This window comes from Paracoccus sp. Arc7-R13 (assembly GCF_004010775.1).
Classification (GTDB): Bacteria; Pseudomonadota; Alphaproteobacteria; order Rhodobacterales; family Rhodobacteraceae; genus Paracoccus; species Paracoccus marcusii.
Genome location: NZ_CP034810.1, coordinates 1,799,024 through 1,810,255 on the forward strand (window position 1 = coordinate 1,799,024; position 11,232 = coordinate 1,810,255).

Annotated in this window: 11 protein-coding genes; 8 read left to right on the top strand and 3 right to left on the bottom strand. The window is 68.6% G+C overall.

From position 1 onward, the window contains the following. Positions 1 to 21: 21 nt before the first annotated feature. A complete protein-coding gene (locus EOJ32_RS08945; protein ID WP_127899340.1) occupies positions 22 to 1,392 on the bottom strand; it encodes an aspartate aminotransferase family protein in 1,371 nt (456 codons plus the stop codon). Between the two features lie 93 nt (positions 1,393 to 1,485). Beyond that, entirely contained in the window at positions 1,486 to 1,989 is a 504-nt protein-coding gene (locus EOJ32_RS08950) for an Lrp/AsnC family transcriptional regulator (RefSeq protein ID WP_127898317.1), read from the bottom strand. Between EOJ32_RS08950 and EOJ32_RS08955 the strand changes: the two genes are divergently transcribed. From EOJ32_RS08955 to doeB, 7 genes are all read left to right on the top strand, one after another. Further along, positions 1,988 to 3,415 carry a PLP-dependent aminotransferase family protein gene (locus EOJ32_RS08955; RefSeq protein ID WP_164871416.1) on the top strand — a complete coding sequence of 476 codons (1,428 nt, stop codon included), beginning with the start codon at positions 1,988 to 1,990 and terminating at the stop codon, positions 3,413 to 3,415. The two genes, EOJ32_RS08950 and EOJ32_RS08955, sit on opposite strands and share 2 nt — an antisense overlap. A 187-nt stretch (positions 3,416 to 3,602) precedes the next feature. Further along, positions 3,603 to 4,628: a TRAP transporter substrate-binding protein DctP gene (gene dctP / locus EOJ32_RS08960; protein WP_127898319.1), complete on the top strand. Its 1,026-nt coding sequence runs from the start codon at positions 3,603 to 3,605 to the stop codon at positions 4,626 to 4,628. A 64-nt stretch (positions 4,629 to 4,692) separates the two neighbouring features. After that, a complete protein-coding gene (locus EOJ32_RS08965; RefSeq protein WP_127898320.1) occupies positions 4,693 to 5,358 on the top strand; it encodes a TRAP transporter small permease in 666 nt (221 codons plus the stop codon). After that, a complete protein-coding gene (locus EOJ32_RS08970; RefSeq protein ID WP_127898321.1) occupies positions 5,355 to 6,641 on the top strand; it encodes a TRAP transporter large permease in 1,287 nt (428 codons plus the stop codon). The genes EOJ32_RS08965 and EOJ32_RS08970 overlap by 4 nt, the downstream gene beginning before the upstream one ends. A gap of 10 nt (positions 6,642 to 6,651) precedes the next feature. After that, positions 6,652 to 7,353: an aspartate/glutamate racemase family protein gene (locus EOJ32_RS08975; RefSeq protein WP_127898322.1), complete on the top strand. Its 702-nt coding sequence runs from the start codon at positions 6,652 to 6,654 to the stop codon at positions 7,351 to 7,353. A gap of 27 nt (positions 7,354 to 7,380) precedes the next feature. Then, positions 7,381 to 8,577, top strand: coding sequence for an ectoine hydrolase DoeA (gene doeA / locus EOJ32_RS08980; RefSeq protein WP_045999371.1), 1,197 nt, complete (start codon positions 7,381 to 7,383; stop codon positions 8,575 to 8,577). Further along, entirely contained in the window at positions 8,574 to 9,563 is a 990-nt protein-coding gene (doeB, locus tag EOJ32_RS08985) for a N(2)-acetyl-L-2,4-diaminobutanoate deacetylase DoeB (protein ID WP_127898323.1), read from the top strand. Before doeA ends, doeB begins: the two co-directional genes overlap by 4 nt. Here doeB and EOJ32_RS08990 read toward each other — a convergent pair. Further along, on the bottom strand, positions 9,560 to 10,186 hold the full coding sequence (locus EOJ32_RS08990; protein ID WP_164871417.1) for an alpha/beta fold hydrolase: 627 nt from the start codon (positions 10,184 to 10,186) through the stop codon (positions 9,560 to 9,562). The genes doeB and EOJ32_RS08990 overlap by 4 nt on opposite strands. 90 nt (positions 10,187 to 10,276) lie before the next feature. Here EOJ32_RS08990 and EOJ32_RS08995 point away from each other — a divergent pair, with 90 nt between their 5' ends. Next, positions 10,277 to 11,155: a LysR family transcriptional regulator gene (locus EOJ32_RS08995; protein WP_127898325.1), complete on the top strand. Its 879-nt coding sequence runs from the start codon at positions 10,277 to 10,279 to the stop codon at positions 11,153 to 11,155. The last annotated feature ends 77 nt before the right edge of the window (positions 11,156 to 11,232 follow it).

Below are 11,232 nucleotides of genomic sequence, written 5' to 3' on the forward strand. Positions count from 1 at the left end.
CCCGCCGTCGCGGGACGCAATTCAGCCCAACACCTCGGCGACCGCCTCGGTCGTGACGGCGACGATCCGGTCGGCCTCCTCGCGCGTCAGGCACAGGGGCGGGGCAAAGCCCAGGATGTCGCCCTGCGGCATCGCCCGCGCGATCACGCCGCGCTTCAGCATCGCCGCCACGACCTTGGCGCCCTTGCCCTCGGACGCGTCGAAAAAGCGCCGGGCATCGCGGTCCGCGACCAGTTCCACGGCGCAGAGCATCCCTTCGCCGCGCACCTCTCCGACATGGGGGTGATCGCCCAGGGCCGCCTGCATCCGGTCGTTCAGATAGGCGCCGACGGTGCCCGCATTCCCGACCAGCCCCAGGCTGTCGATCAGCTTCAGGTTCGCCACCCCGGCCGCCGCGCCGATGGGATGGGCGGAATAGGTCCAGCCATGCCCCATCACGCCGTTCTCGTCCGTGCCGCGCGCCAGCACGTCCCAGACGCGCTGGCCCACGATGCTGGCCGACAGGGGCGCATAGGCGCTGGTCAGGCCCTTGGCGCTGGTGATCAGGTCGGGGCGCATGCCGTAATGGTCCGACCCGAACATCGTTCCCAACCGGCCAAGGCCCGTCACCACCTCATCCGCGATCAGCAGGATGTCGTGGCGGTCCAGAACCTCCTGGATGGCGGGCCAGTAACCCGCGGGCGGCGGCACGATGCCCCCCGTGCCCAGCACCGGCTCTCCGATGAAGGCCGCAATGGTGTCGGAGCCGTGTTCCGCGATCAGCGCCTCCAGTTGCGCCACGCAATGGCCGACGAAGTCCGCCTCCGACATGGCCGCGTCGGGGCGGCGGAAATAGTACGGCGCCTCGGTATGGATCACCTGGTCCAGCGGCAGGTCGAACTTGGCGTGAAACAGCTGCAACCCTGTCAGCGATCCGGTCATCAGGCCCGACCCGTGATAACCCCGCCACCGGCTGATGATCTTCTTTTTTTTCGGACGGCCCAGGATGTTGTTGTAATACCAGACCAGCTTGATGTTCGTCTCGTTCGCATCCGACCCCGACAGGCCGAAATAGACCCGCGCCATGCCCTGGGGCGCGCGGTCCATGACCATCTGCGCCAGCGTGATCGCGGCCTCGGACCCGTGGCCAGCATAGGCGTGGTAATAGGCCAGCTGATGCGCCTGATCGGCGATGGCCTGCGCGATTTCGGGGCGGCCATAGCCCACGTTCACGCAATAGAGGCCCGCAAAGGCGTCCAGCAGGCGGTTGCCGTCGCGGTCGGTGATGTGACAGCCCTCGCCCCCGGTGACGATGCGCTGCGGCGCCTCGCCCCGCGCGAATTGGCCCAGATGGGTCGAGGGGTGGAAAAAGCTCTCGCGGTCCCAACGGGCCAGTTCATCATTCGTCAGCATCATCGCTCCTGTTCCTGCTGGGGGCAGGATAGGGCGGTGGGGCCCGAAGATTTCTCTGATCCGATGGGCTCTGCCCGAGGAAATCCCTGAACTTCAGCCCTCAAGCCGATGATGTTCCAGCATGGCGCCCAAGGCGGGCTGATCCTTGACCGGCTTGGTCACGATATAGCTGAAATAGCGCCGCACCCCTGCGCCGCTGTCCAGCAGCCCGTCCATGACCCCCTGGAACGCCGCCACGTCGGGGGCGATCACCGACATCAGGTAATCGAACCCCCCGCCGATCGCCCAGCAGCCGGTGACGGCGTCCATGCGCGCGATCACCGCCTCGAACCGCTGAAAGCTTTCGCTGCGGTGCTGGTCCAGCTCGACCGTGACGAAGACCTGCACATGCGGCCCCAGGGTGGAAAGGTCGATCTGGGCGCGGTATCCCCGGATCAGGCCCGCCTGTTCCAGCCGCCGCATCCGGTCCCAGCAGGGGGTGGGCGACAGGTTCACGCGGGCGGCCAGGTCGGTCTTGGTGATGCGCCCCTCGCGCGACAGCACCGCCAGGATGGCGATGTCGCGGTCGTCCAGTCGCAGGCTGCGGGGCGGGATCATGGCGCGCATGTTCCCGCGCGCGGCCCGCTTGTCAATCCGCGCGCGGCGGGCGATCCTGCACCCCATGTCCCACTGGCCCCTGAGACGCACCGACATCACCCGCCCCGCCTATCGCAGCCTGGCCCAGGGCATCGCCGCGGCGATCGACGCGGGCAGCCTGCCGCCCGGCACGCGCCTGCCGCCGCATCGCGACCTGGCTTGGCAGCTGGGCGTCAGCGTCCAGACCGTCAGCCGCGCGTACGAGGAGCTCATCCGCGCCGACCTGATCTCGGGAGAGGTCGGGCGCGGCAGCTTCGTGCGATCCGGCCCGCGCGAGACGATCGAGGTGCCGTGGTTCCGCGCGCCCACCGACCGCCCGCCGATCGACCTGTCGATGATGACCCCCGTGGCGCTGCCCCAGATCCGCACGGCCTGGAGCGAGACGTTGCTGCGCCTGTCGGACCGTCTGCCCGACCCGGCGATGCTGTCCTTCCGCCCGCGCCAGACGATGTCGCTGTATGGCGGCATGGCCGCGGCGTGGCTGGCGCGCTGCGGGATGGTGGTCCCGGCGCAGCGGATTCTGATCACCAACGGGACCACGCCTGCGATGTTCGTCGCGCTGCAATGCGTGGCGTTGCCGGGTGACATCATCGCGACCGAATCCGCCACCTGCCACACGCTGCGGCCCGCGGCCCAGCATCTGCACCTGCGCCTGCAGGGCATCCCCGATGACGAACACGGCATGGACCCCGACGCGCTGATCCGGGCCGCGCGGGCGGCGGGCGGGCGGATGAAGGCGGTGTTCCTGCTGCCCTCGGGCGGGGGGCCGCGGGCGCGGGTGATGGACCGAGACCGGCGCGAGACCCTGGCCCGCGCCGCGACCCAAGCCGGGCTGATGATCCTGGAAAGCGACCCCACGGGGCCGATGCCGCCGCGCCGCCCGCCCGCCCTGTCGGGATTCGCGCCGGAGCGCAGCTTCTATTTCACGGGCCTGTCGAAATGCCTGTCGCCGGGGCTGCGCCTGGGTTTTCTGGCGATGCCCGAGAAAATGGCAGAGGCCGCGCTGAACCGGCACCTGTCGATGGCCTGGATGGCCACGCCCCTGATGGCCGAGATCGCGCATGACTGGATCACCGGCGGCACGGCCGACGCGCTGCTGGCGGCGCAGCGCAGCGAACTGGCCGCAAGGAACCGGCTGGCGGTGCGCGTCCTGGGCCAGCGTGCGCAGGGGTTCCTGCACGGTTTGCACCGCTGGATGCCGCTGGACCCCGGCACCGACGAAGGCGCGGCCCTGGCCACCGCGCTGTCCCACCAGGTCGCGCTGGCGCCCGGCGCGGGCTTTGCGATCCTGCCCCAGGGGCCGGCGCTGCGCGTGTCGCTGGGCGGGGCCACGACGCGCGATCTTGAACAGGCGCTGCGCATCGTCTCGGCAGTTCTTCCGGGCTGAGGGCAGGACAATCGGGCGACCTGTTTGACTTTCGCGGTCATAATTGTCATGATTTAATACATCAATTGACTTGGATTCCGCTTGTCCCGAACCATCGGGTCCAATCGGAACGGTCCGAAAGGTCCGAATCCTGCCGCAGAAGGGCCCGTGCGATCCGCGCGCAGGGCCCGCCCCAACAGGAGGTATCATGACCATCACCACCCGCCCCGCATTCCGCCTTGCCACCGCCAGCCTGACCGCCCTGATCCTGGGATCCGGGGCCGCCATTGCCGACACCTGGCGCTATGCCTTCGAGGAGGCGCTGGACGAGGTCCAGGGCGTCTATGCCCAGAAGTTCAAGGAGGAGGTCGAGGCCAATTCCGACCACGAGGTCCAGCTGTTCCCCTTTGGCACGCTGGGCGAATCCGACAACATCATGGAACAGACCCAGTCGGGCATCCTGCAGTTCGTGAACCAGTCGCCCGGCTTCACCGGATCGCTGATCCCCGAGGCGCAGGTGTTCTTCGTGCCCTATCTGCTGCCCGAGGATGACGACCAGCTGTTCGCCTTCTTCCGCAATTCCGAGGCGATCAATACGATCTTCCCCGAGCTGTACGCCCAGCAGGGGCTGGAGCTGCTGAGCATGTACCCCGAGGGCGAGGTGATGGTCACCTCGAACCGGCCCATCGCGGCGCCTGCCGATTTCGACGACGTCAAGGTGCGGGTGATGACCAACCCGCTGCTGGTCAGCAGCTATCAGGCCTTTGGCGCCACGCCGACGCCGCTGCCCTGGGGTGAGGTTTATGGCGGCCTGCAGACCGGCATCGTCGATGCGCAGGAGAACCCGGCCTTCTTCATCGAATCCACCCGCATGTACGAGGTCCAGGACCACATCACCCGGCTGGGCCACAACAACTTCACCACCGCGCTGATGGCCAACCAGGAGTTCTTTGATGGCCTGTCCGCCGAGGACCAGCAGGTGGTCCGCGACGCGGCCCAGACGGCATTCGACCACATCATCGAATATCAGCAGGGCCTGACCGAGGCGTCGCTGGAGAAGATCACTGCCGACCGCCCCGAGGTCACCGTGACCACCCTGACCGAGGAGCAGCGCGCGCCCTTCCGCGACACCGCCGCCCAGGTCGAGGAGACCTTCCTGGAGATCGGCGGTCCCCGCGCCCAGGAGGTCCTGGACCAGATGAAGGCGGACCTGTCCGCCGCGGCCCAGGGCTGATCCCGGTGCCCCGTCCCGCCCTGCGGGGCGGGGCGCCCGAGCGAACGATGATGGACAGGTGGCCATGACGCCAGAGACCAAAGGTGACCGGCCCCCAGGCCCGGCCGACGACCCGGACATCCTTGCCGCGGCCGAGGCGACGCAGGCGCAGGACGACATCGACGATGCGCTGTACGAATCCGGTCTGCCCGGCATCCTGGGCGTGGCCGACCGCGCCATCGCCCGGCTGGAGGCCGTGGCCCTGGCGATCGGCGTGCTGGCGATGGCGTTCAACACCGTCGCCAATGTCGTCGGCCGTTTCGTCTTTGGCCGCTCGCTCTATTTCGCCGAGGAGGTCAACCAGGCGCTGATCGTCCTGGTGACCTTCACGGGCATGTCCTATGCCGCGCGGCACGGGCGCCACATCCGCATGTCGGCCATCACCGACGCGCTGCCGCCCAAGGCGCGCAAGGCGATGCTGGTGGCGATATCGGCGCTGACGGCGGTGCTGCTGCTGGTGCTGGCGTGGTTCGCGCTGTCCTATGTCATGAGCCAGGCGGGCCGGGGCAGGGTTCTGCCCGCGCTGCGCATCCCGCAATGGTGGATCATCGTCTGGGTTCCCGCCGGCTTCTTCCTGACCGGCCTGCAATACGCGCTGACCGCGCTGAAGAACCTCAGGGACCCCGACATCTGGCTGTCGACCGCCGTGCGCGACGGGTACGACCTGCCGCAGAAGGACGCCGACGCATGACCACCGCCATCCTTGGCACGATGATCGTGCTGCTGCTGCTGGGCTTTCCGATGATGGTCCCGCTGATCGTCGCGTCGGTCGTGGGCTTCGTCGCGATCTTCGGCGGCATCGGCCACTTGGAGACGCTGGTTCAGCAGGTCATCGCGGGCATTCAGCCCGCCAGCCTGATCGCCGTCCCGATGTTCATCTTCGCGGCCGAGATCATGACCCGCGGCCAGTCCGCGGGCCGCCTGATCGACGTGGTCATGGCGTTCCTGGGTCACATCAAGGGCGGGCTGGCCATCTCGACCGCGGGGGCCTGCACGATGTTCGGCGCGGTGTCGGGGTCGACGCAGGCCACGGTCGTGGCGGTTGGCGGCCCGATGCGGCCGCGCCTGCTCAAGGCGGGCTACAGCGACCGCTTCACGCTGGCGCTGATCATCAACGCCTCCGACATCGCCTTTCTGATCCCGCCATCGATCGGCATGATCATCTATGGCGTGGTGTCGGGGACATCGATCGCAGAGCTGTTCCTGGCGGGGATCGGGCCGGGGCTGCTGATCCTGGTGATGTTCTCGATCTATTCGTATATCTATGCGGTGCGCCACAATGTGCCGACCGAACCGCGGATGCCCTGGCCCGACCGGCTGCGCGCCGTGCGCCGGGCCATCTGGCCGATGGGCTTTCCGGTGCTGATCATCGGCGGCATCTATGGCGGGGTCTTCTCTCCGACCGAGGCCGCGGCCGCCTGCGTCCTCTATGCCCTGGTGCTGGAGATGCTGGTCTTTCGACAGGTGTCGCCCCGCCAGCTGTTTGCGACCGCCAAATCGACCGGGCTGATCACCGCGGTGGTGTTCATCCTGGTCGGCGCCGGCGCGGCCTTCAGCTATGTCATCAGCTTCGCCCAGATCCCGCAGGAGATCCTGGCCGTCATCGGCATCGACGGCATGGGCCCCTATGGCGTGCTGTTCACCATCTCCATCGCGTTCTTCATCGGCTGCATGTTCGTGGACCCGATCGTGGTGATCCTGGTGCTGGTGCCGATCTTTGCGCCGGTGGTGCAGGCGACGGGGCTGGACCCGGTGCTGGTCGGCACGATCATCACCCTGCAGGTCGCCATCGGCAGCGCCACGCCGCCCTTCGGCTGCGACATCTTCACGGCCATCGCGGTGTTCCGCCGGCCCTATTGGGAGGTCATCCGCGGCACGCCGCCCTTCGTGATCATGCTGCTGACGGTATCGGTCCTGCTGATCTTTTTCCCGCAGATCGCGTTGTTCCTGCGCGACCTGTCCATCGACGGGTAAGGGGAGCCGCATGCAGGACAATCTGAACCGGTTCGGGCTGGTGGCCCTGGCCACCGACCTGACGATCGAGGGTGACGCGGCCAGCCTGATGCCGCCCGGAACCCGGCTGCACGTCACGCGCATCGCCTTTGACAACCCCACGACCGAGGACAACCTGCGCGCCACCGGCCCGCGCCTGTGTGACGCGGTGGACCTGCTGGTGCCGGGCGTGACGCTGTCGGGCATCGGCTTCGGCTGCACCTCCGCTGCGGCGGTGCTGGGCGACACGATGGATGCGCTGGCCGGGGGTCGCGCGCCGGTGACCACGCCCGCGGGCGCGGCGCTGCGGGCGTTCGCGGCGCTGGGCGTGGCGCGGGTCGCGCTGATGACGCCCTATCTGGCGGCGACGACCGACCTGGTCGGCGATCATTTCGCGTCCAATGGCATCGACGTCGTCCGCCGGTCGTCGATGGGCCATGCCGACGACCGCGACATGGCCATGCTGAACCCGACCGAGATCACCGAGATGGCGCTGGCCAGCGACCATCCCGACGCGCAGGCGCTATTCATGTCCTGCACCGCGCTGCCCGCGCTGGATCTGATCGACACGCTGGAGGGGCTACTGGGCAAACCGGTCGTCACCTCGAACCAGGCGCTGTTCTGGGCGATGCTGGACCGCGCGCGCATCCCGGGTCGCGGGCCGGGCGCGCTGTTCCGTACCCGCAGCTGGTAATTCACCCCCCGACGCAAGGTCCGTCCCATGCCTGAACTGCAACGCACGCCCGAACGTTTCGCGACCGAGGAATACGAGGCCCGGCTGGCCGGTACCCGCGCCCGCATGGCGCGCCAGGGCCTGGACGCGCTGATCGTCAGCGACCCGTCCAACATGGCCTGGCTGACCGGCTATGACGGCTGGTCGTTCTATGTGCATCAATGCGTGATCGTCGGGCCGTCGGGCCCGCCCGTCTGGTTCGGGCGCGGGCAGGACGCGCAGGGCGCGCTGCGCACCGTCTGGATGCCCGAGGACGCGATCATCGGCTATCCCGACCATTACGTCCAATCGACCGAGCGTCACCCGATGGAATACCTGGCCGCCCGTCTGACCGATCTGGGCTGGAACCGCGGCACCATCGGGGTCGAGATGGACAACTACTGGTATTCGGCCAAGGCCCATGCCTGCCTGGCGGCGGGCCTGCCCGATGCGCGGTTGACGGATGCCGCGTCGCTGGTCAACTGGCAGCGCGCCGTCAAGACCGAGAAGGAACTGGAATACATGCGCAAGGCCGCGCGCATCGTCGAGCGCATGCACCGCCGCATCGCCGACAAGGTCGAGGTCGGCATGCGCAAATGCGACCTGGTGGCCGAGATCTATGACGCGGGCCTGCGCTATGACGAATGGTCCGGCCATGGCGGCGACTATCCGGCCATCGTGCCGCTGCTGCCGTCGGGTCCCGATGCGGGCGCGCCGCACCTGACCTGGGACGACCAGCCGATGAAGCCCGAGGAGGGCACGTTCTTTGAAATCGCCGGCTGCTATCAGCGCTATCACGTGCCGCTGTCGCGCACGATCTTTCTGGGCACGCCCCCCGACGCCATGCTGGAGGCCGAGAAGGCCGTCCTGGAGGGCATGGACGAGGGGCTGGAGGCCGCCCGCGCCGGCAACACCTGCGAGGATGTCGCCAACGCCTTCTTCCGGGTGCTGGACCGCCACGGCATCGTCAAGGACAACCGCACCGGATACCCGATCGGCCTGTCCTATCCGCCCGACTGGGGCGAACGCACCATGTCGCTGCGCCGGGGCGACAAGACCGTGCTGAAGCCGGGCATGACGTTTCATTTCATGACCGGGCTGTGGATGGACGACTGGGGGTACGAGACGACGGAATCGATCATCATCACCGATGGTGCGCCCGACCTGTTCTGCACCCTGCCGCGCCGGATGCTGGTGAAGGGATGACCGCGATCACGCCCACCATCCCGCTGGACGCGCCGGGCAAGCATCACGGCTTTCTGCGCCTGCCCTACAGCCGCAACGACAGCGCCTGGGGCAGCGTGATGATCCCGCTGACGGTGATCCGCGGCGGCGACGGGCCCACCGCCCTGCTGACCGGGGGCAATCACGGCGACGAATACGAAGGCCCCCTGGCGCTGCAGCAGCTGGCATGGGAGCTGGAGCCCGCGCAGGTGATGGGCCGCGTGATCATCCTGCCCGCGATGAACGCGCCCGCGGTCGCGGCGGGCACACGGGTCAGCCCCATCGACGGGGTGAACATGAACCGCGCCTTTCCGGGGCGCCCCGACGGTTCGGTCACGCAGAAGATCGCGGATTACCTGGCGACGGTCCTGGTGCCCGCCGCCGACCTGGTGCTGGATTACCATTCGGGGGGCAAGACGCTGGACTTTCTGCCCTATGCCGCGGCGCATTACCTGGACGACGCGGATCAGCAGGCGGCCTGCGTGGCCGCCATGCGGGCCTTTGGCGCGCCCTGGTCGATGATGATGCGGGAAATCGACGCGGTTGGCATGTTCGACACGACCGTGGAACAGCAGGGCAAGGTCTTCGTCACCACGGAACTGGGCGGCGGCGGCACGGCCACTGCGGCGACCGTGTCCATCGCGCTGCGCGGGGCGCGCAACGTGCTGCGCCATGCGGGCATCCTGTCCGGCCCGGTCGAGGGGGTGGACGACAGTCGCATGCTGGACATGCCCGACGATGCCTGCTTCCACTTCGCGCCCCAGGGCGGGCTGCTGCACCCCCTGGTCGATCTGGGTCAGGACGTGGCCGAGGGGCAGCCGCTGGCCTGCATCTGGCCCGTGGACCGCACCGGCATCGCGCCCGTGACGGTCTGCGCGAACCGCCCCGGCCTGCTGGCTGCGCGGCACTTTCCGGGGCTGGTGCAGACCGGCGACTGCCTGGCGGTGGTGGCCGTTCCCGCACCCTAGCGCGCGATTGCGTCGATCAGGTCGGCCAGCCCCTGCGGGTCGGACTGGAAGGGCGAATGCCCCCAGGGCTGGTGGTGCAGGTGATCGACCGGCGCGCGGTCCAGCATCGCGCGCTGCGCGGCAGGCAGGATGGCGCGGTCCCGGTCGCACAGGACATAGTGGCGGGTGGTCTGCTTGCGCGGTCCGGGCAGCGGGTCGCGCAGCGGGCCGACCGGCTGGGGCCGCAGGCGGGACAGATCGGCGTCGGCGCAATCGTCATACAGCATCGCCCGCGCGGCGTGTGGCGACAGAACCAGCCGCCCCAGGTCGTCGCGCGGCCAGTTCCTGGGCGGTGCGGGGATCAGCCGGTCCAGCGACGCCACGCTGTCGCCCGGCAGCTGTAGATAGGAACACAGGTGGATTAGCACCCGCGGTGCCGGGTCCATCGCCTCGGCCAGCATGCCGCCCAGGGAATGACCCACGACCACGGGCGCCCAGGGCAGGGCCGCGGCGCAGGTGGCCAGGGTGTCGCCCGCGACATCGGGACAGGCCACGCGCCAGCCTTGCGCCCGCAGCAGGGCTGCGGTCCGGTCCCAGCACCAGCCGCCGTGCCATGCCCCGTGGATCAGCAGGATATCGGTCATGCGCCGACCCTCACCCGCGACGGCCCGCGCGGCAAGTCCTTGACCGCGCCTGCCCGGACGCGCCTGATGGCGGCCAAAGGGGGACCACGCATGATCGACAAGCTGGAGATGTTCCTGGCCGTGGCCAAGGAGGGCCATTTTGGCCGTGCCGCCGCGACCATCGGCGTGACCCAGCCCACCCTATCCGCCGGGATCAAGCAGCTGGAGGAGAGCCTGGGCGTCCTGCTGATCTTTCGCGGATCGCGCTATGGCGGGCTGACGCCCGAGGGGCAGCAGGCCCTGGTCTGGGCACGGCGCATCGTGGGCGATACCCGTCAGCTGCGCGACGAAATGCGGGCCGTCCGCCACGGCCTGTCGGGTCGGCTGCGCATCGCGGTCATTCCCACCGCGCTGACCTGGGCCGCACGGATCAGCGCCCGGTTCGGGGCGGCGCATCCGAACGTGGGCTTCACCATCCTGTCGCGCACCTCGGCCGAGATCCTGCAGATGATCGACGACCTCGAGGTGGATGCCGGCATCTCGTATCTGGACAACGAACCGCTGGGCCGGGTCAGCAGCGTGGCGCTGTACGACGAACGCTATCTGCTGGTCGCGCATCAGGATCACCCGCTGGCGGCGCAGGCGCAGGTCGCGTGGTCTGATCTGGACGGGCAGCGGCTGTGCCTTCTGTCCCAGGACATGCAGAACCGCCGCATCATCAACCGCACCCTGACCGCCGCAGGCGTGGTGCCGCAGGCCACGGTGGAATCGAATTCGACCGTGGTGCTGGTGTCGCATGTGATGGCCGGTGGCTGGCTGACCATCCTGCCCGAGGATATCGCCGGTTTCCTGGCGCAGGGCAAACCCTTGCGCCTCATCGCGCTGGAGGGGTCGGCACCGGGCCACGCCGTGGGCCTGATCGCCCCTTGGAGAGAGCCGCATACCCCGGTTCTGGAGGCGCTGCTGAGCGAGGCGCGGCGTATGGTTTGATAGAAACACTCTATCGTTCAACGGAACTGCGATATTGATTTCAGATGGTCCCCGCTGTCTTCTGGGGAACGGATATC

Bases quoted from the DNA above. Each gene is read 5' to 3' on its own strand.
- EOJ32_RS08965 (WP_127898320.1), top strand. From the start codon at position 4,693: ATGACGCCAGAGACCAAAGGTGACCGGCCCCCAGGCCCGGCCGACGAC.
- EOJ32_RS08950 (WP_127898317.1), bottom strand. From the start codon at position 1,989: ATGATCCCGCCCCGCAGCCTGCGACTGGACGACCGCGACATCGCCATC.
- dctP (WP_127898319.1), top strand. From the start codon at position 3,603: ATGACCATCACCACCCGCCCCGCATTCCGCCTTGCCACCGCCAGCCTG.
- doeA (WP_045999371.1), top strand. From the start codon at position 7,381: ATGCCTGAACTGCAACGCACGCCCGAACGTTTCGCGACCGAGGAATAC.
- EOJ32_RS08990 (WP_164871417.1), bottom strand. From the start codon at position 10,186: ATGACCGATATCCTGCTGATCCACGGGGCATGGCACGGCGGCTGGTGC.
- EOJ32_RS08995 (WP_127898325.1), top strand. From the start codon at position 10,277: ATGATCGACAAGCTGGAGATGTTCCTGGCCGTGGCCAAGGAGGGCCAT.
- EOJ32_RS08975 (WP_127898322.1), top strand. From the start codon at position 6,652: ATGCAGGACAATCTGAACCGGTTCGGGCTGGTGGCCCTGGCCACCGAC.
- EOJ32_RS08955 (WP_164871416.1), top strand. From the start codon at position 1,988: ATGGCGCGCATGTTCCCGCGCGCGGCCCGCTTGTCAATCCGCGCGCGG.
- EOJ32_RS08970 (WP_127898321.1), top strand. From the start codon at position 5,355: ATGACCACCGCCATCCTTGGCACGATGATCGTGCTGCTGCTGCTGGGC.
- EOJ32_RS08945 (WP_127899340.1), bottom strand. From the start codon at position 1,392: ATGCTGACGAATGATGAACTGGCCCGTTGGGACCGCGAGAGCTTTTTC.
- doeB (WP_127898323.1), top strand. From the start codon at position 8,574: ATGACCGCGATCACGCCCACCATCCCGCTGGACGCGCCGGGCAAGCAT.